The organism is Allomuricauda sp. CP2A, assembly GCF_001683915.1.
Taxonomy (GTDB): Bacteria; Bacteroidota; Bacteroidia; order Flavobacteriales; family Flavobacteriaceae; genus Flagellimonas.
Genome location: NZ_LXTT01000146.1, coordinates 1 through 21596 on the forward strand (window position 1 = coordinate 1; position 21596 = coordinate 21596).

The 21596-nt window shown below is 43.8% G+C and carries 26 protein-coding genes; 10 read left to right on the forward strand and 16 right to left on the reverse strand.

Features of this window, described 5'->3' with window-relative positions:
- A partial coding sequence (locus A7D14_RS20270) for a hypothetical protein (RefSeq protein WP_218058553.1) occupies window positions 1-207 on the reverse strand: 207 nt, incomplete at its 3' end.
- Window positions 208-352: 145 nt separating this feature from the next.
- On the opposite strand from A7D14_RS20270, the gene A7D14_RS17510 reads away from it, so the two are divergent.
- The 10 genes from A7D14_RS17510 to A7D14_RS17550 all read left to right on the forward strand — a co-directional run bounded on the left by A7D14_RS17510 (window position 353) and on the right by A7D14_RS17550 (window position 9083).
- The gene (locus A7D14_RS17510; protein ID WP_067037474.1) at window positions 353-1441 is read left to right on the forward strand and encodes a sensor histidine kinase; all 1089 of its coding nucleotides are present in this window, start codon (window positions 353-355) and stop codon (window positions 1439-1441) included.
- Between the two features lie 2 nt (window positions 1442-1443).
- A complete protein-coding gene (locus A7D14_RS17515; RefSeq protein WP_067037476.1) occupies window positions 1444-2775 on the forward strand; it encodes a sigma-54-dependent transcriptional regulator in 1332 nt (443 codons plus the stop codon).
- Window positions 2776-2977: 202 nt separating this feature from the next.
- Window positions 2978-3424 carry a GreA/GreB family elongation factor gene (locus tag A7D14_RS17520; protein ID WP_067037478.1) on the forward strand — a complete coding sequence of 149 codons (447 nt, stop codon included), beginning with the start codon at window positions 2978-2980 and terminating at the stop codon, window positions 3422-3424.
- A 90-nt stretch (window positions 3425-3514) separates the two neighbouring features.
- Window positions 3515-3799: a hypothetical protein gene (locus A7D14_RS17525; protein WP_255307487.1), complete on the forward strand. Its 285-nt coding sequence runs from the start codon at window positions 3515-3517 to the stop codon at window positions 3797-3799.
- A gap of 135 nt (window positions 3800-3934) precedes the next feature.
- Window positions 3935-4555, forward strand: a complete 621-nt coding sequence (locus tag A7D14_RS17530) for an MCP four helix bundle domain-containing protein (RefSeq protein ID WP_067037480.1) — start codon at window positions 3935-3937, stop codon at window positions 4553-4555.
- A 34-nt stretch (window positions 4556-4589) separates the two neighbouring features.
- On the forward strand, window positions 4590-4754 hold the full coding sequence (locus A7D14_RS20140) for a hypothetical protein (RefSeq protein WP_176712445.1): 165 nt from the start codon (window positions 4590-4592) through the stop codon (window positions 4752-4754).
- 30 nt (window positions 4755-4784) lie between these two features.
- On the forward strand, window positions 4785-6077 hold the full coding sequence (locus A7D14_RS17535) for a Glu/Leu/Phe/Val family dehydrogenase (protein WP_067037482.1): 1293 nt from the start codon (window positions 4785-4787) through the stop codon (window positions 6075-6077).
- A 63-nt stretch (window positions 6078-6140) separates the two neighbouring features.
- Complete coding sequence (locus A7D14_RS17540) at window positions 6141-6560, forward strand: GreA/GreB family elongation factor (RefSeq protein ID WP_067037484.1); 420 nt, start codon at window positions 6141-6143, stop codon at window positions 6558-6560.
- The gene (locus A7D14_RS17545; protein ID WP_067037486.1) at window positions 6557-6949 is read left to right on the forward strand and encodes a hypothetical protein; all 393 of its coding nucleotides are present in this window, start codon (window positions 6557-6559) and stop codon (window positions 6947-6949) included. Before A7D14_RS17540 ends, A7D14_RS17545 begins: the two co-directional genes overlap by 4 nt.
- 250 nt (window positions 6950-7199) lie before the next feature.
- A complete protein-coding gene (locus tag A7D14_RS17550) occupies window positions 7200-9083 on the forward strand; it encodes a SulP family inorganic anion transporter (RefSeq protein WP_067037488.1) in 1884 nt (627 codons plus the stop codon).
- Between the two features lie 44 nt (window positions 9084-9127).
- Here the strand turns inward: A7D14_RS17550 and A7D14_RS17555 are convergent, their stop codons facing one another.
- The 15 genes from A7D14_RS17555 to A7D14_RS17625 form a co-directional block, all read right to left on the reverse strand.
- Window positions 9128-9721, reverse strand: a complete 594-nt coding sequence (locus tag A7D14_RS17555; protein ID WP_067037489.1) for a Pycsar system effector family protein — start codon at window positions 9719-9721, stop codon at window positions 9128-9130.
- A gap of 16 nt (window positions 9722-9737) precedes the next feature.
- Window positions 9738-10580, reverse strand: a complete 843-nt coding sequence (locus A7D14_RS17560) for a restriction endonuclease (RefSeq protein ID WP_067037492.1) — start codon at window positions 10578-10580, stop codon at window positions 9738-9740.
- A gap of 10 nt (window positions 10581-10590) precedes the next feature.
- Window positions 10591-11484, reverse strand: a complete 894-nt coding sequence (locus A7D14_RS17565) for a hypothetical protein (protein ID WP_067037494.1) — start codon at window positions 11482-11484, stop codon at window positions 10591-10593.
- A complete protein-coding gene (locus tag A7D14_RS17570) occupies window positions 11485-11937 on the reverse strand; it encodes a DUF2141 domain-containing protein (protein ID WP_067037495.1) in 453 nt (150 codons plus the stop codon).
- Window positions 11934-12326, reverse strand: a complete 393-nt coding sequence (locus A7D14_RS17575) for a hypothetical protein (RefSeq protein ID WP_067037497.1) — start codon at window positions 12324-12326, stop codon at window positions 11934-11936. Before A7D14_RS17575 ends, A7D14_RS17570 begins: the two co-directional genes overlap by 4 nt.
- The gene (locus A7D14_RS17580; protein ID WP_067037499.1) at window positions 12323-13090 is read right to left on the reverse strand and encodes a TIGR00730 family Rossman fold protein; all 768 of its coding nucleotides are present in this window, start codon (window positions 13088-13090) and stop codon (window positions 12323-12325) included. The genes A7D14_RS17575 and A7D14_RS17580 overlap by 4 nt, the downstream gene beginning before the upstream one ends.
- Window positions 13090-14211, reverse strand: coding sequence for an ABC transporter permease (locus A7D14_RS17585; RefSeq protein ID WP_067037501.1), 1122 nt, complete (start codon window positions 14209-14211; stop codon window positions 13090-13092). The genes A7D14_RS17580 and A7D14_RS17585 overlap by 1 nt, the downstream gene beginning before the upstream one ends.
- A 1-nt stretch (window position 14212) precedes the next feature.
- Window positions 14213-15319, reverse strand: coding sequence for an ABC transporter permease (locus tag A7D14_RS17590; protein ID WP_067037503.1), 1107 nt, complete (start codon window positions 15317-15319; stop codon window positions 14213-14215).
- Between the two features lie 12 nt (window positions 15320-15331).
- Window positions 15332-16060, reverse strand: coding sequence for an ABC transporter ATP-binding protein (locus tag A7D14_RS17595; RefSeq protein WP_067037505.1), 729 nt, complete (start codon window positions 16058-16060; stop codon window positions 15332-15334).
- Window positions 16057-16962, reverse strand: coding sequence for an ABC transporter ATP-binding protein (locus tag A7D14_RS17600; RefSeq protein ID WP_067037506.1), 906 nt, complete (start codon window positions 16960-16962; stop codon window positions 16057-16059). Before A7D14_RS17600 ends, A7D14_RS17595 begins: the two co-directional genes overlap by 4 nt.
- Before the next feature lie 36 nt (window positions 16963-16998).
- A complete protein-coding gene (locus tag A7D14_RS19755) occupies window positions 16999-17868 on the reverse strand; it encodes a hypothetical protein (protein ID WP_083158149.1) in 870 nt (289 codons plus the stop codon).
- Window positions 17869-17894: 26 nt separating this feature from the next.
- On the reverse strand, window positions 17895-18815 hold the full coding sequence (locus tag A7D14_RS17610) for an HlyD family secretion protein (RefSeq protein WP_067037508.1): 921 nt from the start codon (window positions 18813-18815) through the stop codon (window positions 17895-17897).
- Window positions 18796-20004: a TolC family protein gene (locus tag A7D14_RS17615; protein ID WP_255307488.1), complete on the reverse strand. Its 1209-nt coding sequence runs from the start codon at window positions 20002-20004 to the stop codon at window positions 18796-18798. The genes A7D14_RS17610 and A7D14_RS17615 overlap by 20 nt, the downstream gene beginning before the upstream one ends.
- Before the next feature lie 128 nt (window positions 20005-20132).
- Entirely contained in the window at window positions 20133-20738 is a 606-nt protein-coding gene (locus tag A7D14_RS17620; RefSeq protein WP_067037510.1) for a TetR/AcrR family transcriptional regulator, read from the reverse strand.
- A 120-nt stretch (window positions 20739-20858) separates the two neighbouring features.
- Window positions 20859-21596 (reverse strand): LytR/AlgR family response regulator transcription factor, encoded by a 738-nt coding sequence (locus A7D14_RS17625; protein ID WP_067037512.1) that lies wholly within the window; start codon window positions 21594-21596, stop codon window positions 20859-20861.

The following is a 21596-nucleotide window of genomic DNA, read 5'->3' on the forward strand; positions in this document are numbered from 1 at the left end:
ATTTTTTTTCAGCCATTGATTAAAAAAACCAATATCCAGATATTTTAATTGAATAAACGACATTAATGACCCCATGCAATCGTAGGTAGGCTGGGCTAAAAGTTCCAAAACAGGCTTAAGAGGATAAAAAAGTCTTTTTTTTGCATATTTTCGTTTTAGATATGAGAGAACAGGATGGTCGGCTAAATATATGGATGCCCATTTCATAGGGGGTACTGTGCCCATTTATGGTCTTACCGTATTTTTGACCGACAAGTTGACAAATTGATTATTTGAACTTTCCCCCGTTTTGGTATTCCGGCCGCAATGGTCCTGAAACCATTTTTTGTTTGGGAAAATGATATAAAGCTTTATGAGGAACACAGAACAAAAATTAAAGGAACGTGTCAAGGAACTGACCTGTCTTTATGAAGTTACCTCCATTATTGTAAATTCAAACTATGATGAACTGGAGACCTCTCTTGGGGCCATTGCCCATTGTTTGAAGCGGGGTTGGCAGTATTCAGAGGCTGCGGCGGTCCACATATCGATTGGCGAATACCAGATTCAGACCGAGAACTATAGAAAAGGCATGGTATCCCATTCTTCTGATGTCAAGATATTCAACAAGGTGGAGGGGCATATAAACGTAGGGTATCCTTCCGGTGATTACAAGACAACGGATTTTTTGGATGAGGAAAAAACCTTGCTCAATAATGTCAGTTTGGCGATTGGCAACTTGATGGAGCGAAAGCAGATCCGTGATTCGGAAGAGGAAACGAAAAGACAAATGGAACGTGCCGATCGTTTCCACATCATGGGAGAGATAACCGCTGGAATTGCACATGAACTCAATACCCCTTTGGCCAATATTTTGGGTTTTGCCGAATTGCTCATAGATAATACCGGTGACGAGCCCACAAAGAGAGACCTCCAGAAGATTATAGATAATGCCATATTTAGTCGGGAAATCGTAAAAAAGCTGATGTTCTTTACTTGTGAGATGCCGCAGGAGATGGAACTAATCCAACTGAATGCCGTTGTGGAAAACGTTTTGCGGTTGCTGGCCCCGTCCCTCCAGGACAAACAGTTGAAAGTTATCAAATCGTTTGCCCATGATCATCTCGAAATACGTGCCAATACTGTCCAATTGATCCAAGTATTGTTCAACCTTATTATGAATGCTGCCTATTTCTCCCCATTAAAAGGAACCATACATATTGGGCTGGATGAGGGGCAGGGCACAACCGTTATCCGTATTTCTGATGAGGGACAGGGCATAACGTCAGAACATGCGGACAAAATTTTCGAACCCTTTTATACGACAAAACCAACGGGAGAGGGTACGGGATTGGGATTGAGTGTTGTACACGGTATCGTACGCAGCTACAAAGGAACGATTTCACACCGGCCCAATACTCCCAAAGGTACTATCTTTACCCTTGAGTTTCCCAAAATTTAGATATGGCATTGCACAAAGAGAACATACTGGTTGTTGATGATGATATCCATATCTTGGAGCTTCTATCCAGACAATTGAAAGCTTTGGACTACCATATATATAAAGCCATATCGGTGAAGGAAGCACTGTATATTTTAAATGACAGTCCCATCGATTTGTTGATCACCGATATCCAAATGCCCGAAGTGGATGGGCTACAGTTGTTAAAGTATGTGAATGAACACTTTCCCAAAATGCCAAAATTGGTGGTTACGGGCTATCCCTCAGTCGACGGGGCTTTGGAAGTCATCAAATCCGGCGCAATCGACTATTTGACCAAACCCTTTACAAAAGAGGAACTTAGGCAGTCCGTGGAAAAAGCTTTTACCGATGGGAGGAAACATATGGAACTGGAAAAGAAACGTGTCGAATCCCATACAAGCGGTACTATGTTGAAAGGAATGGTCGGTAGTTCGAGCGCTTTTCAGGATATTCTCAATATCATAGAGAGGGTAAGGGACAATAGGGCCACTGTTCTTATCAAAGGGGAAAGTGGTACTGGAAAGGAACTGGTGGCAAGGGCCATCCATTATTCTGGTAAATTTTCCAAAGGGCCCTTCATTGCGGTCAATTGCGGAGCCATCCCGGAAAACCTTCAAGAAGCGGAACTTTTTGGCTATGTAAAGGGGGCCTTCACGGGAGCCAATGAAAACCGTAACGGGTTCTTTCAGGCTGCGGAAGGTGGGACACTTTTTTTGGATGAAATCGGGTCGGCCAGTTTGGCGGTACAGACCAAGTTGTTGCGGGCATTGCAGGAAAAGGAAATCACCAAGGTAGGGTCCCGAAAACCGGAAAGGGTGGAAATCCGTATTGTTGCGGCAACCAATGCGGACCTGTTGGAAGAAATTAAAAACAAAAACTTTCGGGAAGACCTGTATTATCGTCTAACCGTTGTGGAAATCAATGTTCCGCCCCTTCGGGAGAGAAAATCAGATATTCCATTGTTAGTAGGGAAGTTTCTCCAAAAATATGGTGTTGAGTACAAGGACCGCCTTTTGGGTATGAGCCCTGAAGCGTTAAAGGTTCTGGAACGCTATCACTGGCCAGGTAATATCCGGGAACTTGAAAACATTGTACAGCGCATGGTAATCATGTCTGATGGGCAGATAGGGATCAAAGACCTTCCGGGATTCTTGAAATTCCAGATTGATTTTCCCGAAAAAGACTTTTTGCCCCTTAGGGAGATGGAAAAAGAATACGTCAAAAGAGTACTTTCACATACTCAGGGAAACAAGACCAAGGCTGCGGAAATTTTGCAGATAGACCGGAAAACATTACGGGATAAGCTGGATTGAACTGGTTAAAATTTAACCGACCGGTGATATTTCTCCCGTTCCATTTTTTTCACCAAAATATTTAATTTTCATTTTTACTCTGATAATCAACGATTTATCAGTAACTCTCCTTTAATTTATTTATTGGGCATGGGCTTTGCCAAATAGATTATCAAATGTTTCAAATTCTGACCAGTAGCGGTTGGTATTATTTTGGAGGCTTATGAAATACGGTAATCTTGTTTTGGAAAAGCATGACTTTTTGGTGACCAAAAAGTTCATAAGACAGAATCTTACATGGGAGGATTATGCCCATAAAAATGTATTGGAAACACTGGACCTGAATTTGAACAAGGCCATAGTGCTGGATGCGGGCTATATGCCACCTGATGTTGTTCGAATTTATTCAAAGGTTACGATTGTCGGTTCATTGGGCCAGCGAGATTCCTTTCGACTGGTAACACCTGATAAGGCCAATGTTAAAGGCGATCAAATCTCTGTGGTCAGTAGTTTGGGCGCTTCGATAATCGGTTTCTCTAAAGGAGACCGGATAATCTATGGCCTTCCCGGTAACAAGATATCTTTTGAGATTGAAAAAGTGGAGCAGGCTAGGCAAAAAGTCGAGCTCTACATTTCAGATGGGGACAATAAGTGGATTTCTCAACTCTAAATATGTTGATTATGATTAAATGTATAATTGCTTTTTTATTCTCTGTGAACCTGTTGAATGCACAAATCAATGCATCCCAAATGAGCACTGATGTCAAAGTCGGGGATGTATTCGAAATCGGGGAAACCTGAAACGAACAAGTACAAGTATATTGACTTCCCCAAAGCGAACTTTATCATCAAAAGAGGGGGGATCGCAAACTATAAACGTGTGGAAGGGGAAAAAGTGGTGGTGACTTCCGTCAAAGAAAAAAAGGATGGATCCACAAAGATCAAGATCAAACGAGTTGATGGTAACAGGTTCTTTGGCAGTCATAGCATAGTGGCCGTCGACTTTTTTGGGGCAATGGAGTCCGGAGAGCTCCAAACCTTATAGTTGATTTATGATTGGTGGTTAGTTGATGATGTCCACCCGGTTTTCCAGAATTGTTATTTGCTCAACAAGGTAGTGGCCGGGTGGATTTTCGATCCAGAGGATAATTCTTTGATGTAATACCTAAATGATTAAAACATGAAAACTAAATTTTCAATAAAACAACGAATATTGGTCGGTCTGGTCCTGGCCACCGCTTTTTTGTTGGTACTGGGCTCCAACCTGTTGGACCGGAAATATTTTTCCACAATACAAGCATCGGTCAAATCCATTTATGATGATCGCATAGTGGTGCAGGATTATATCTATCAATTACAGGATATGGCCCATGAGATGGAAGTGGCAGTCTTGAAAGGTGAGTATGTGCAGGGTACTGAAAGGTCTGAAAAAATCAAAGCTTTGTTGGCTGATTTTTCCAGAACCAAGTTGACACGGGACGAGGCCAGGCTGCTAGAGCGATTGGACCATCAATTTTCCGATTTGGAACCCAGTGGGACAACCAATGCATCAAAAGAAGGGAAACCGTTGGCCGAAGCAAAAGTATTGCCACAATTGGCACAAATAAGACAAACCTTGGATGGCCTTGAGGAAATCCAATTGGAACAAAGTGACATGCTGACCCAGCTATCAGAAAAAACCTTGGAGGTCAATAGGATGTTGTCCAATTTGGAAGTGGTATTTCTGGTCATCATCGGAATATCGATTTTGGTACTGGCGTTCTATCCGGTAAAGGTGCTAAACCCCGTGCATTGGAATTAATACCCTAATCTCAATTAATAAAATTAAAGAATCCATGAAAGAATTAGTACGGAGCCTATGCTCAACGTGCAGGCATGTGGCCTATTGTTCCTTGAGTACGGACAGGACCAATATCCAATTATGTAATGAATACGTCCATCGACTTGATGAAAGCGAAGGACCGGCTATAATGGTCACAAACGAAATGATGAGTAATTAAGCACACCTAGTGCAACCAAAATTTTATACAATGACAACAACGATAACATCGGAAAAAAAACAACTGAAACAAGGTATGTTGGACAATGTCATGAGACAGTTCAACAATGCAGCGGACATTATTGAACTAAACAAGAACATCCGTAAGATCCTTGAAGTGACGAACAACGAGTTCATTGTCCATTTCCCGGTCCGCATGGATAACGGTGAAGTGGAAATATTCACGGGGTATCGGGTTCAGCACAACAATGCCCTGGGCCCCTATAAGGGAGGACTTCGTTACCATCCTACAGTGGACATTGATGCTGCGCGGGCACTGGCCATGTGGATGACCTGGAAGACCGCATTGGCAGGATTGCCCTATGGGGGGGCCAAAGGGGGCATTCAGTTGGACCCTACAAAATTTTCACAGGATGAGCTACAGCGTATCACCAGAAGGTTCACCTATGCTCTAGGGGACAATATCGGCCCAGAATTGGATATCCCAGCACCGGATGTGAACACCAATCCACAGACCATGGCCTGGATCTTGGACACGTATATGTCCACCAAATCTCCCAATGAACGTTCAAAGAACCTGCATGTGGTCACTGGAAAACCCATAGGGGCAGGAGGCTCCGAAGGCAGGGACAGGGCGACCGGTTACGGGGTGTTCCTCACCATTAAATTTTGGGCAGAAAACAAAAAGGTCGATTTGAAAAATAAAAGGTTCATTGTACAAGGTTTTGGTAATGTGGGCTATTGGGCCGCACACTTTTTGGAAAAGGAGGGAGCGGTCCTAACCGCTGTTCAGGATGCGTATGGAAGTATTTACAATGAGGATGGTATCTCAACGGAAAAACTCCTGGATTATGCAAAGGCCAATAAAGGAAGCATCCTTGGTTTTAGCGGTGCAACGACAATTGATAATGCTGATTTTTTCAATCTGGACTGTGATATCTGTATACCGGCTGCGTTGGGAAACCAGATCACCGTGGAAAATGCCCCAATGATAAAAGCCAGTTTGATTGCTGAAGGAGCCAATGGACCGACAGATGTAAAGGCCGAAGAAATCCTGTTGAAACGGGGGGTGGACATTATACCTGATATCCTCTGTAACTCTGGAGGTGTCATCGGAAGTTATTTTGAATGGCTGCAAAATCGTAACGGAGAAATTTGGCACTTGGATGAAGTGTTGGAAAAACTGGAGAGAAAGATGAGGGAATCGTTTACCAAAGTTGTTCACAAGGCTAAATCCAAAAAAGTGGATATGCGTACTGCAGCCTTTATCATTGCCATCGATCGACTTCAAGAAACGTATCTGCAAAGGGGTATTTTCCCATAAAAAAGGTCTATTTAAGGTTCCCATGGATTGTAATGGAAACCACAATAATTAAAAAGCAAAGTGATGAAATACGGAAATTTAGTAATTGAAAAAAAAGAATATGTCCTTTTAAAAAGGTTGATGAACCTTTCAGGATACTATAAGGACAATACCCTCAGGAGTTCCGTGAAAAAGCTCGTGGGTGAATTGGAAACAGCGAAGATTTTGGACGAAGCTGAGATGCCGGAGGATGTCATTCGGTTCAATACCGTGGTTACCATCATTTCCGAGAATGGATGGAACAAAACATTTAAGTTGGTCCTTCCCAGCCGAAGGGATGTAAAAAACAACCATATTTCAATCTTGACCCCTATGGGTGCTGCGGTCATGGGATATGCCAAAGGGGATTCCCTGGTGTGGGAGTTTCCTTCGGGCAACCAAAAATTGACCATTGAAAATGTGGAGCAGGAGAATGAGCCCATAAACATAAATATGGTGCTATGAAACCCGTAAACAGACCCTATTTCCATGAATCGATAAGCCAAATCATAGTTAAAAAGGATAAGTTGGAAATTTCCAATTGGACCGAAACCATGGAGTTGATCAATGAAGAACTGCAATACTTGATTCCATTGGAAAAACGCCTATTGGGAAACCCTGCCGTAAACCAAAGTCTTTTGGCCATCCAGCGGGATAACCAACTTCGCCTGGGCACCCTGTATCGATATGAAAGGACAATGATAAATGCCATTGAGTGTGATACCACGGAATGTGACGCCTATTATCTGAACACCCATGAGAAAAATAGGGATGGTTATATGGACCATATCAAGACCTATACCAAAATCAAGACGATATTGCTTTCAAAAATTTTGGAAAGGCATGAAAGGTAACCTGTATGATCAATAAGTAAGAATTAAAATTTAATGAAGAATACGGTTTTCACCTTTTGTTGGTGAAACAGGGAGGGAACGACCATTGCCACCAATGCCAATGGTCCATTCTGAAAGTACCTTGGCCATTACTTGGCCACCCTCACCCAAGGATCGGTAGTACGTTAGTACAAAAATTCAATAATGTCTGGTTGTAGTTATCTGGACGTAAAAAGTACCGGATTTGGATTTAAAAACCCATACAAACAACATGAAGAATTTTTTTTCCAATTTACGAGGAGATATTTTTGGTGGGCTCACTGCGGGAATTGTAGCCCTCCCTTTGGCGTTGGCGTTCGGTGTCAGTTCTGGGATGGGTCCCAGTGCAGGACTCTATGGTGCCATCTTCATCAGTTTTTTTGCGGCACTTTTTGGAGGGACCAATACACAGATTTCTGGACCAACGGCCCCTATGACAGCTGTCAGTATGGTCGTGGTAACAAGTATTCTGGCATTCAATGATGGTGATTTTGAGAAAGCTTTGCCAGCAATACTTATGGTCTTTTTGATGGCGGGACTTGTCCAAATAGGATTGGGACTTGTAGGCATCGGAAAGTATATCAGATATATTCCCTATCCTGTTGTTTCCGGTTTTATGACCGCCATAGGAATCATTATCCTTGCAACCCAGATTTTGCCTTTGGTGGGGTATTACCCCAAGGAGGATTTGGCACTTGTGGATCAGTATAGGCCCATGGCCCAAGAATCAATTTTGAGAAAAATCCTTAAAGAGGAATCTAGGGAAAGTATGCTTGCCCTCGAGGACTTCCAAGAAACCATCGACCGATCTGAAGAAGTTTCTGAGGAAAATATTTTGAAAGAGGCGAAGGCATTGGCAGGAAAGGATACTTCTGGTGTCATGGGTGCCATCAATATGCTTCCAAGGGCATTACAACATATCAATTGGCTCGAATTGGCCTTGGCCTTTGGCACGATTGTTATTATTTATGGGTTTAAAAAAATAACGGCGTCCCTTCCCAGTGCACTTGTAGCTTTATTGGTCGTTTCAGGTGTGGCTTATGGTCTTGGACTGGACTATAGACCCATCGAACAGATACCTGGAGGCTTTCCCATAATTCACTTCGATATGTTCACGCAATTTAGGCTAGATTCCATAACACCGTATGTATTTACGGCATTTACACTTGCTTTATTGGGGGCTATAGACTCTTTGTTGACCTCGGTGGTCGCGGACAATATGACCAAAACCCAGCACAGGCCGAACAAAGAATTGATCGGGCAGGGAATAGGAAACAGTATTGCGGCATTTTTTGGTGGGTTGCCTGGAGCAGGGGCCACCATTCGTACTGTGGTGAACATCAATGCGGGAGGTAAAACCAAATTATCTGGAATGGTAGCCGGAGTACTCTTGTTGACGGTGTTGTTGGCATTGGGTCCAGTGGCGTCCAAAATTCCAGCAGCAGTGTTGGCGGGCATCTTGGTAACGGTCGGAATTGGGGTGATGGATTATAAGGGGCTCAAGGCCATTCCGTTTCTACCAAGGGACACTAAAATTGGCCCATTTAAGGTTAGTTCAGAAGTGATCATCATGCTCGTGGTTATTGTGTTGTCCACTGTTTGGAACTTGGTGTACGCAGTTGGTGTTGGCTTGGTATTGGCATCATTGATGTTTATGAAAAAAATGGGAGACCTTACTGCCGAACGTTCGGATGTAAAGACCTTGAAGGAAGAAAAGGGATGGGCAGATGAAAGCAATTTTCCCAAAAATCTCAAAAAGGAAGTTTTCATCAAGCATTTGAAAGGCCCCTTGTTTTTTGGATTTACCAGTGAGTTCCAGCAATTGGCCAAACAGATTCCACGTAATGCATCAACGGTCATTATCCGCATGGATCGTATGCAATATTTAGACCAATCGGGAATCTACACCCTAGAGGATGTATTGATCGATCTCAAAAATTCAGGAATCGAAGTGCTGTTTGTTGGATTGTTGGGGCAGCCCAGGTACATGATGGAACGCGTTCGGTTAATACCTTCATTGATCTCGGAGAACCGTATATTTATTGACTTTAAGGCATGTACGGCTTATTTAAAAAGCAACTTGGATCAGGCAGTTGATGTATCCAAGGAAATTTAGATTTGCCTGTGGTTCAAACGACTAGAATTTTTTGGATAGACTTGTCAGTTCAAAATAACAGTGCCCGTGATCAACGAATATACAATCGTTGCTAATATACCTATCAAAAGGATTCCGGATGATATAAAAAGCAAACGTTGTTTTTTTGCTATGGCCTTGCCCAAGAAGTAGAGATCGACCACCATTTCGTCATAGGTGTTCTGTCCACTTTCCATTATGCGGTTCAATTCTTCCTTGAACTCAACGAGGGATTGGTTGGCAAAATTGTCCGCATAGAGGGTGCCCTTATAATTGCTGGCCCTGAATTCCTTTCCAATGTACCGATGGGGCAACATGCTGAAAATAGCGAATATCATGGAGAGTAGACTACAGATGACCAAAATCCGGGTTCCAATGGTTATAGTGAATTCCCCATTTGCCGGAACAAGAACCAGGGCTCCCAATAGGAGGGAGGAGATGATGGAATTGACCGTAAGCATGATTCTGGCCTTGTTGTCGACCATTTTCAGAAGATTATAATGGTTCCGGGACAGTGTTCTGAAAAGAGTCTGCACCCCGCGGGAATCATACTTTTTCAGTTTTTCCATCCATTGATCCCTTGGCAAGGTTTTATCTACTTTTGATTCGGTATTTTTCATAACGTTCATTCTTGGTTCACAAATGGCACAATTGATGGACCTCGGACAATATCTTCTTGGTTTTTCTGGAAGAAAGGTGTAATGATTGCAATACTTCGGGTCTTTGTTCGATTTCCAGGGTCAGGATGACATCCCGATCTAGAAGTTGGCGCTTTTCATGCTTGGACAGTGTGGTCAACGCAGTGATGGGATAGAGTCCGAATCGGTCCACATGCTTTGGGATACCGTTGTCCTTGGGATGGTCCCAGCTTAACAGCGTCAACCCGATACAATTTCCATAGTTGATGGCATCGGTGGTGAAACGGGTATTGGTGACCAGCCAACCTTGTTTTAAATGGGTACTTTTTCCCGGATCGGCGTTCCACTTTTTTTGGACATCCAAAAACCTGGAATTGATGTACAAGGGAATCTTGACATTACTTGAGAATTTGGAGTCGGAATGGAACTTGCATTCAATGGCGTAGACATTGCCCTGTTTTTCTGCCAATACGTCTATCTCATGATCCACACATGCACCCTTAAGGACAACACCAACCTTGGTCTTGTACCCTTTTTGCCTTAGAAGGGCACCGACCATTCGTTCAAAGGGATAGCCCGTGGGTCCAAGGTCAAAGATGGCACGTTTTAGGCTGTACTGGGATGCCCGTACACGGTTCGCTTTTTTTAGAAAGGAAAATACCCTTCTGTGGATCTCATCGGTCGAAATCCCATCATAGATCCAGGGCTCAATGTGGGCTACAACTGCAGCTATCTCTTCCGGTGCGGCCCCACATTTTTGAAGGGAACGTTCCAGTTTGGCGATTGAAAAATCCTCCAGTTCCCCGGAATATTTCTTTACCTTAAAAGTCTTATTCTCCATACTTTTTTCTTTAAAATCGTAGTACCTCTGTCATGATGCCAAAACGGACAATATCAAGACGGTGTTGGAAATAGATGTTGTAATAATCCGTGCCGTGGTAGTATTCCACAAAAAATCCAATGTCCTCCAAAAAATTGGGATGGTAGTATAGGGTCAATCGTGTATGCAATCTTTTGATAGTGAAAGGATCCCAGTCGTTGAAGTTATCCGTGAACCAAGTGGCTTGCAATTTTAGGGAGAAGTCCGCCTTGACGGAACCGCGTGGTCCCATTTTTACCGGTAGCTTGTATGCATAAAAAGCGTTGTGCCAGCGCAATCTGCTATATTGTCCTTGAAGCTCCTCAAGCATCCAGCTCTTTGGATGGATTTCCAGGGATGTTTTGAAGAGTTTTGTCGCATTCGCGGCCCTGCCAAAAGACATGGATATCAATCCCAGTTCAAAATAATTAGTGGCAAAGTTTCCCGATTCCAAGTTGATATTGCCATCTGTGTTGTAAAAGTTTCCATTTTGACCATTGGAGTGATGGGCCAGTTTTCCAAATAAGGTCATTCGAGTGCCGGTGCCACCTTCTGTCACCAAATAATATACGGCGATTTGAGGGATATAGCTAGGGGTCTTTACCGGATAGGAAACCTCATTGTACATTCGGATGATGATCTGGGGGGTCAACACCCCCATCAATTTGGAGTCCATACGTTTCCGTATGATAAAACTGGGGCTGACATTGGCCTCGAACATCAAGGGTTCCAAATTGCCGATGTCCATGGGAAATGTAATGTAGCTTTCCCGTTGGTTGACCAGAGCGACCTTATCCAATTCCATACCGGGCCAATCCTTTTCCTGTCCTTGCAGGGCCTGGAAACAACAACAAAAAATGACCAATATGGGAAGGGAAAGCCGCATTTATTTATAGATCATGTTCACCACGATGGTACTGTCCTTGGCCAGGACAAAACTTGCCTTGCTGAAATTGGGACGATTGGACAGACCGATCGTTTCGAAATTGGAAAAGCCGATTCCCTCCTTGGGCAATAGCAACCCCATTTCAATCTTTCCGTCCTCGTCCTCATCATGTAGCACACTGATGGCATAGGTCCCCGGTGTAAGGTCAGAAAAGGTTGTGGAGGACTTTCCATTGGATATGGACGACGTCCTTATTTGATGGTATTTTTTGAGCTTTTGATCGGGAAGTGATCCTTCCCGATCGTACAGTGCATATTGTACCACGCCCCTTGAGTTCTTCAAACCTTCCACGTTTACGGTCAGGGAAGGGTTCATATTGGAGTGTGCTCGATCAAAGGTCATGAATGTGGACAGTACAAATGATGTGAAACTGATGATGAGTATATTTTTCATAACTGTGGTTTTGTTGTAACATAAGTGCCCAAGGCAAAGAAAAGGGTAAGGATGATTCTCAGGAACAGGGCAATAATGGTTTTGTTCTCAAACTGACCCCCATTCAAAATATGGGTGAATAGACCAATAAATGCGCCTACTAGGATAAATAATGCCAATATCATTGGAATAATGGACCATCTTTTATGGGAAAACAATCCGATAAGGGTTAGGGTATAGAGGCAACCGCTCAGGAAGTTGCTCCAAATGACCAGAGGAACATAGTGGCCTTGTTGTTCGCTTATTCCAAATACATCCAATAGGATGGAAGCACTGAGGAATAGGGTAATGGTTGTGAACAAGATCAAGCCGGTCAACGTAATGGTCCTGATAACCTGCTTAGTTTTCATGGTGATATACTTTTGAAGATTCCTTTGATCTTTGGTTCCCCAAACCACCATTTTGGTTTTTTGGGTTTACGGGTCAGGTTGAACTTCTTGATCGCATGGGTCTTGATATGTTCCATCATTTCTTCAATGGAGTCCGTTACAAAGAGCAGTTCCATATCGGCTGATCCAATGCTCTCATTGGCTGCCATCAATTCAATGTGGTTGCAGAGCTCACTGTGGTAGTCCGACCCAAATATGACCACAGGGAAATCCTGTATCATTTTGGTCTGTATCAGGGTGAGCGCCTCAAAAAGTTCATCCAGTGTTCCAATCCCCCCGGGCATGACCACAAAAGCATAGGAGTATTTCATCAACAGGAATTTCCGTACAAAGAAATAGGGGATATCGATCCACGTATGCAGATAGGGATTGGGTTTTTGTTCAAAAGGGAGAATGATATTACAGCCAACGGAATATCCCCCTGCCTCAAAAGCTCCTTTGTTGGCGGCTTCCATGATGCCAGGACCTCCACCGGTCATAACCGTGAACCCTAAATCGGCCAACGTGGCACCCACTTGTTCCGCTTGGACATAGTATGGGTTGTCGGGTTGAAAGCGGGCCGACCCGAACACGGTCACACAGGGTCCCATAAAGTGCATCTTCCGAAATGCCTTAATAAAACTGCGTTGCACCCGAAAGGTAAAGGCGAGCTCCTTGAACCGGGACAAGGGCCCCTTGAGAAATTTGGATTCCGATCGTCGCAATGGATGGTTTTGTGTATTCATCAAGTGATTTTTTTATAGCTCCATACGGCCATGGCATTCATGATCACGGCATAAAGGGCTGTTTTTACGAGCTGGGGCAAAATATCGGTAAGACCTGAGCCTTTGAGCATGACCATCCGCATGATTTCAACAAAGTATTTGATAGGGTTGAATTCAGTCAGGAACTGGGCCCATTTGGGCATACTCTCGATAGGGGTGAAAAGACCGCTCATCAAGATGAAAATGACCACAAAAAACCAAGCGATGAACATCGCCTGCTGTTGGGTATCCGTAAAATTGGAAATGAACAGACCCATACCCAAAATCACTAGTATGTAAATGGAAGTGTAAAAGTACATGAGGGCCAGACTTCCCAGCATGGGTGTGGCAAAAATGAGTTTGGCCATTACCAACCCAATGGTCAACAGCCCCATGCCAATGACCCAAAAAGGAAAAAGCTTCCCAATGATAAAGTGGTGTTTTTTGATAGGGGTGACATTGATCTGTTCCAAGGTGCCCATTTCTTTTTCCCGGACAATGTTCATGCCCGAAAGGAACAAGGTGATCATGGTCACCAACAGCACCAAGATCCCGGGTACCATAAAGGTTTTATAGTTCAAGGTCTTGTTGTACCAAAATAGTGGAATACCCTCGATGAGAACGGGTCGTACCGTGTTATTTGACAGCTGGACCATGTCTACCGACAGATTTTTGTTGAATGTTTTGATTATCTGGGTGATATAGACATTTTCAACCCCTGCGGCAGCTCCGTCAATGGCATTAATGGTCACTCCCAAATCGATATTTTTGTCCTTCCACAAATCCCGTTCAAAATGTTCGGGGATGGTCAATACCACATCGACCTCCCCTTGTAACATGGCCAGGTCGCTTTCTTTTGGATGGGGGAATACTTGGAAAACATCAAAAAAGGTGGAGGCACGGAACTTATCTATCAGGGCGCGGGAGGTATGGGTGTGGTCATTGTCAACGTATCCAAAGGAAATGTTGTTGATCTCATAGGTGGCCGCATTGGAAAGAATGACCAATTGCAATAACGGCAGTATGAATATGATGGGCAGCATGCCCTTGTTCCGAAAGATCTGCCTGAATTCTTTGTCTATGATATATAGGATTACCCGCATGTTATTCCAATCTTATTTTATATTTTCTTACACTAAGTCCAATGAAAAGAAGGGTCATCCCCAAGAGGACCAAGGTCTCTTTCCAAACAATGTGGATACCCACACCTTTGAGCATGATTCCCTTGACGATGATGATGAACCATTTTGCAGGGACGATATTACTGATGACCTGAAGGGGAACTGGCATGCTGGAAATCGGAAAAATAAAGCCCGATAAAAGGATTACCGGTAACATCAGTCCCATCAAGGAGATCATCATGGCCGTTTGCTGGGTGGCCGAAATAGTGGAGATCAATATCCCCAGTGCCAAGGAGGTGACAATGAATAGCACACTTTCCAGGCCCAACAGGAATAGACTCCCTTTGACGGGGACATGGAAGACAAAAATACTCAGTATGACAATGGCGGCAGCATTGATGATGGATAGAAAGATATAGGGAAACACCTTTCCAATGATTACCTGAACAGGGTTCAAAGGGGATACCAATAAAATTTCCATGGTGCCCAATTCCTTTTCTCTGGTGATCGAAATAGAGGTCATCATGGCCGATACCAACATGAGGATGACGGTCATAACCCCTGGTACGAACATATAAACACTTTTCAGTTCCGCGTTGTAGACCATACGGGATTGGGGTATGATCTGATAGTCCTGTGTTATGGCCCTGTTCTGTTCCTCTTGGTAATGGGAAAGTATGGAATTGATATAATTGCTGATGGTGTTGGCCACATTGGGATCGGTCGCATCCGTCACAATTTGAACCTTGGCCGTGTGTTGTTTGATCAGTTTTTTACTGAATTCCTTTTCAAAATAGAGCACGGCCTTTACCCTCCCTTTTTTAAAAACTTCCTCAATCTCCGCTTCCTCCTTTATGTGTTGGAGGATACTGAAATACTCCGACGACGATATTTTTGAGATGATCTCTTTGGTAGAGGCGTCCTGGGACCGATCTAGAATCGCGATGTCAACATTGTTGATCTCATTGGTGATGGCGAACCCGAAAAGCATGATCTGTGCGACGGGCATTCCAAATAGGATGAACAGGGATCTTCTGTCCCTGAAAATATGGTAAAATTCTTTTTGTACGAACCCGATAAAGCGTTTCATATGGTAACCTGTTTAACTTCTTGCCAATTTTAAGAACACATCGTTCATGGAATCCGAACCAAAATGGGTCTTTAGATTTTTTGGGGTGTCCAGGGCCTCGATATTGCCATCCACCATGATGGATACCCGATCGCAGTATTCTGCCTCATCCATGTAGTGGGTCGTCACAAAAATGGTCGTGCCATTGTTGGCAGCCTTATAGATCATTTCCCAAAATTGCCTTCGGGTAATGGGATCCACCCCTCCTGTGGGTTCATCCAAGAAAACAATTTTTGGGTCGTGCAATAGGGATACCGAAAATGCGATTTTCTGTTTCCATCCCAATGGTAAGGATCCCACCAGACTATGGGCGACTTTCTCCAGGCCCAACTCCTCAATGAGCAGGTTCGATTTTTGAGAGATCCTATTCTTGGACAACCCATAGATACCCCCAAAAAAACGAATGTTTTCCTTGACGGTCAGATCATCGTACAGGGCAAATTTTTGACTCATATACCCGATGCTCTTCTTGATGTCCTCTGTTTGGGTATATACATCGAATCCCGCCACATTGGCCGAACCCGAACTGGGAGAGGAAATGCCAATCAGCATTTTCATGGCAGTGGTCTTCCCGGCGCCATTGGCCCCCAAAAAACCAAAGATTTCCCCTTTCCTGACATGGAAACTGATCTTGTTCACCGCGGTGAAATCACCAAAAACCTTGGTGAGTCCCTCTACTTTTATTACTGTTTCTTCCTTCATTGTTTTGCCAATTCCATAAATGTGTCCTCAATCGTTGCCTTGGTCCTTTCGATATGGATGTTCTGCAGCCCTTCATTTTTTAAGTATGCCCTGAGCTCCAAAGGATCGAACCCATCCCGTTGATCCGTATAGTGGATGTATTCCCCAAAGGGAAATACACTGTGTTTATGGACATAGGCGTTCAATTTTTCGATCAATAGGTACGTGTTGTGGGCCCCAACGTCGAAAATGGGTTTGGGATAGTGCTCCACAATGGCTTTTGGGGTGTCGATTTCAAGGATCCTTCCATCTTGGATGAGTGCGATCCGATCACATAGGGCGGCCTCGTCCATATAGGGGGTCGACACGAGAATGGTAATTCCCTTGGCCTGTAATCTTTTGAGCATTTCCCAGAATTCTTTTCTTGAAACCGGGTCAACACCCGTTGTGGGTTCGTCCAGGAACAGCACCTTGGGTTTATGGATCAAAGCACAGGAAAGTGCCAATTTTTGCTTCATACCACCGGACAATTTGCCCGCCCTTCGATTTTTGAAAGGTTCTATCTGAACATAGATGTCCCGGATCAAATCGTAATTCTCTGCGATGGTCGTCCCAAAAATCGTGGCGAAAAAACGAAGGTTTTCCTCGACCGTGAGGTCCTGGTATAGTGAAAATCTCCCGGGCATGTACCCGACCTGTTTTCTAATGGCCTTAAAATCGGCAATGATATCGTACCCTGCAACGGATGCCGACCCGTGGTCGGGCAAGAGCAAGGTGGTCAGTATCCGAAAAAGGGTGGTCTTACCAGCACCGTCAGGTCCGATCAGCCCAAACAGTTCCCCTGGGTCGACTTGAATGGAAATGTCATCCAAGGCATTGACCTTTCCGTAGGATTTGCTGATATGATCTATATGAATGGACATGGGTATGGGTTGCTATTGTTTCTTAAATCTGGACAGCTATTCAAAAAATTCATAATAGCCATTTAAATGCTGTTCAATGTCCTGTACCCTTTGAACTCCTGATGCCTCACTGTCGGTATTTTGCAGGGCTTCGATTTTTTCGATTAGGGGATGAAGCCAGACATGCAAATTGTCGTGGGAAGGCCCGGTCATGGTACATTCCTTTACAATGGTATTTTTAAGTTCGTTGAGGTCATCCCCCAATGCTTGGTACGCTGATACGGAACCGCCGTTGAAGCCGTTCAGGGCAGTGAGCATCTTGGATACCCCTAGAGTGGTCTCTATATTCGCCAGCCATTTGGATCCATGGTCCAGTTGGATTTCATCGGACCATGCATCGTGGGCCACCGATACATTTGGGGAGACTTCTTCTACCTGTATTTGACCTGGGTTGCTTTGCGAATCAGAACTTTGTCTGTTCGGATTATTTTTGCAGGAATTGAGGAAAATGGTTGATGCACCCAACAGCACTGCCATGCCTCTCCAACTCCTGGTCAGTAGACTTGACTTTTTGAAGGAGCCCCATTGGATGAGCAAGAATACCAATACCCAGATGATGGCCCTGATTTCCATGGCCCTAATGCTTTCTTTGGCCACATGGTTTGTAAACAATACGAGGAAGATCAGGACGGAGATATGGGACAACAGTAACAGGAGTACAGAACTTGAGGTCGACATAGATCGATTCCAAATAAGGTAAGCTACCAGTAACGACAGGGCACCTAGCACGATATTATAGACCAACAGTCCCTTTAGGACAACATGGCCTGCTTCGAGGATGCCGAGAAGTACCAAAGTTCCCATTATCAAGGAAACGGCGCCCAACAGGAATACTAGGATCATTGCAATAAAATGTTGTAGTTTCATAGGATGTCTTTTATAGGTTAAATGGATTAGTTCGCAATCCACATTTCGGCGGGCATACCAATTTTGAGGCTTCCGTCATTTTTGACCTTTATCTTCACGGCGTACACCAAGTTCACCCGCTCTTCCTTGGTCTGTATGATCTTGGGCGTGAACTCGGCAGATGCGGATATCCAGGATACCGTGCCTTCATACGATTTCATTGAATCCACATCATCGATCTTGACCGTGACCTGTTGACCGATTTTGATGTTGGGCAGTTGTGTTTCACTGATATATACCCGGAGTTCCATTTCATCAAGGTTGGCCATTTTGAACAAGGGCTTTCCGAAGACGGCGACTTCACCAGGTTCGGCATATTTGACCAATACTGTACCGTCTAATGGACTTTTCACGATACTTTTTGCAATTTGGTCCACAATCTGCTCAATCTGGACCTCAATGCCCTTGACTTCATTGATAATGGGGGCGTTCTGGGTTTCGACACTCTTGATCTGTTGTTGCAGGATACGTATCTTGCCCTGGATGTCGTCCAATTGCTTTTGGGTGGCCGCATTCTCCTTGATCAAGCTTTCAATGCGCTTCTTGTCGTTTTGGGCTACCTGCAATTCCTCTTGTAACACGTCCCGCTGGGAGAGCACGTTTGTTGATTTTGAGTAAATGGTTTGTTTTGCGGCCTTCAATTGATCGCGTTTCAACGATAATTGGATGGTGTCGATGACCCCGACAACTTCATTTTTTTCAAGGAGGTTTCCTTCCGCCACATCCAGAAATTGAATTTTACCGTTGGCTTCGGCGGAGACGGTGGTCTCCGTTGCCTCAAAGTTTCCATAGCCATCAGCGAGATCCCCTCCACCATTACAGGATGTAAGGGAAACGACCAGGGCAAAAATGGACAATATTGTTAGGGCTTTTTTGGTCATAGGGACCTTAGTTGCTGCTCTTTTCATAAGTACCTTGTGTAATTTGATATTGAATCTGGTTCAGTAGTTTTTGTGTTTTGTGCAAGGCGAGGTTGCTCTTGGCCTCATATAAATTTGTGAACTCGGTGATATAGGCCGAGGAGGTGATCACACCGTTTTTTAGTTGGGATTCTGCCGTTTTGACTATTTTTTCAAACCGGGGGATGATCTGTTCATCATATCGGATCAGCTCCTCCATTTTGTCTATTTCGGATTGTAGGTTGACCAGTTCCAAGCCATTGTTCAGTTCAAAGGTTTCCTTTTGTGAATCGACAATGCTCCGGTCAATCTGTAAAGACTGTCTTTCTTTTCGGTTTTTGTTCCAATCAAAAACATTCCAATTGAGTTTTACACCGGTCATAAAAAAGGAGTTGAAGGTATTGTCCAGCATATTGAGCCCTGGATTCCCATATCCGCCCTGTGCAAAAGCACTGATCTTTGGAAGTTTGGACCTTTCCAAAAGATCCGATGACAGATCGACTTGGGATTTTTGTAGCTCAAAAAGCAAAAGTTCCGGTCTTTTGGATGTCTGGTCTGAGCTCACGGGAAAAACCTCCGGACGCTGTAATACAACCTGTGGTTGCAGGTCGGTGCCTATCATAATGGAGAGTTGCTGAAGCAAATCCAATTTGGATAATGAAAATTCTGTGTTTCGCTGTTGGATTTTGATGAGTTCGACCTCCAATGCATCCGCTGATGAGGAAAGCAAGGTGCCATATTTTACACCGGCCCTGACCTCTTCAAGCCTTGCGGTCAATTGGGATTCCTTTGCACGCAACAAATCTTGGTTTTCCTGTAACAAAAGCAAGGAGAAATACAAATGGTTAACACGGTTTTTCAGCCCATATAAAGAAATCTCAACTTCCTGTTGCCCAATGGCGGCCTTGGTCTCCTTAGCTTTGATCGAAGCATCGATCAGACCTCCATGGTAAATCAATTGGTTGGCATCCAATGTCGTGCGGTATTGATCTTTATTTGGGGGGTCAATGGTAACATTCATCAATTGCCCCCCAAGACTTGTTACTTCGGATTGGTAGGTGGCCTGGCCATTGAGATCCAATTTAGGCAAGCGGTCCTTCTTGATCGCATCAATATCCAGTCCCAACTGTTCGGTCAACAGCGATGTTTGCTTGGCCAACGGATAATTTATATGGACCAGTCTCAAACATTTGTCCAAAGATATCGTTTCTTGGGCCTGGATTATAAATGGGAATGAAAGGAGGACCACTAACAGGAATGAATCCTTGTTTAGAGGAGGCAATACCAGCTTCCATGATACATGTTGTATGCTGTCGATCAGATGCTTCATTGTACTTTGATTGTATTAATGATCATTTCAGGAATCAATTTTTTTCGTTCCTCCATGAGGGTTTTAAAGGCTATTTCATCCAGGTCTAGAATACCTATGACCAAGCCTTTGCCTACAAATGGAAATGCGGTCAGGGAAATAAGGTTCAAAACCAATTGTTTGGGATCAATGGGCCTAATATTTCCATGTTCGATCTCCCGAGCTATTTGTTCTTCAAATTTGGATGGGTCAGGAGTCACATGATTCCTGAAAAATGTTTCACCAAACTGTGGGTTGATGTTCATTTCTTGGATGATGAAAGTGGGTAAATATGGGTTGTCGACCACAAAGGTGATATAGCCGTCCACAAACTCCCTGATTTTTTCAAAAACAGGTTTGTCCGAATTGAAAATGGAGTTCAGAAAAGGAGCCAATTCTCCAAAGGCCTGTAGAAAAACTGCTCCAAATAGTTTCTCCTTGCTTCGAAAATAATAGTGGAGCATGGCCTTGTTGATGTTGGCCTCATTCGCTATTTCCTGCATACGAGCTGCAGCGAGGCCCTTTTTGAAAAATACCGTCTTTGCGGCCTGTAATATCGATTTTTCAGTAGCTGTGTGTATCATGGACAAATGTATTAACCATCAAATTTAACCAAATGGTTAATGAATTTAAAATTGTTAACATAAATTTTGCAATTCATTGTAAAAGAAGCTTTTGGATTTATATGGAAATTGAATCAACGTTCAGTCGATACCCAGTCGTTTAAGACATGTTTCCTTGTAGCTCTCCCCGATGGGGATTCGGATGTCCCCGATGATGATCTTGTTGCGCTGGACGGCCGTTATACATGCAATGTTCACCACAAAGGACCTGTGCACCCGAAGAAATTGACTGTCGGGTAACTTTTCCATGAGCTGTTTAAAGCTCATTAGGGTGAGTATTGGTTTTTTTACCTCTATCTTAACGTGGATCCTTAAGTATTCCTTCAATCCCTGTATGTACAGCATATCGGAATATTTCAATTTAATGTTCTCATAATCCGATTTTATAAAGACAAATTGGTCATCCATCTGATCAATGCCAGAACTGGGTGCGGTATGTAACGGAATCTTTTTCGAGTCTCTTTTCAAGAGGTATATTTCCCTTGCCCGGTTCACAGCTTTGACAAATCGGGCAAAAGGTATGGGTTTGACCAAGTAATCGACCGCATTCAGTTCAAAGCCTTCCAAGGCATATTGATGGTAGGCGGTGGTTACGATAAAAAGTGGTTTTCGGTCCAGTGTCTTGACAAAATCCAACCCGCTGATCTGTGGCATTTCAATATCCAGGAAGATCAAGTCCACTTCGGTCCCCATCAACACGTTGGATGCATCCATGGGATTTGTAAAAGTGCCGACCACATCCAGATTGCCAATCTCCTCGCAATAGGACTTCATGATGTTCAGCGCCAAAGGCTCGTCGTCAATGATGATACATTTCAT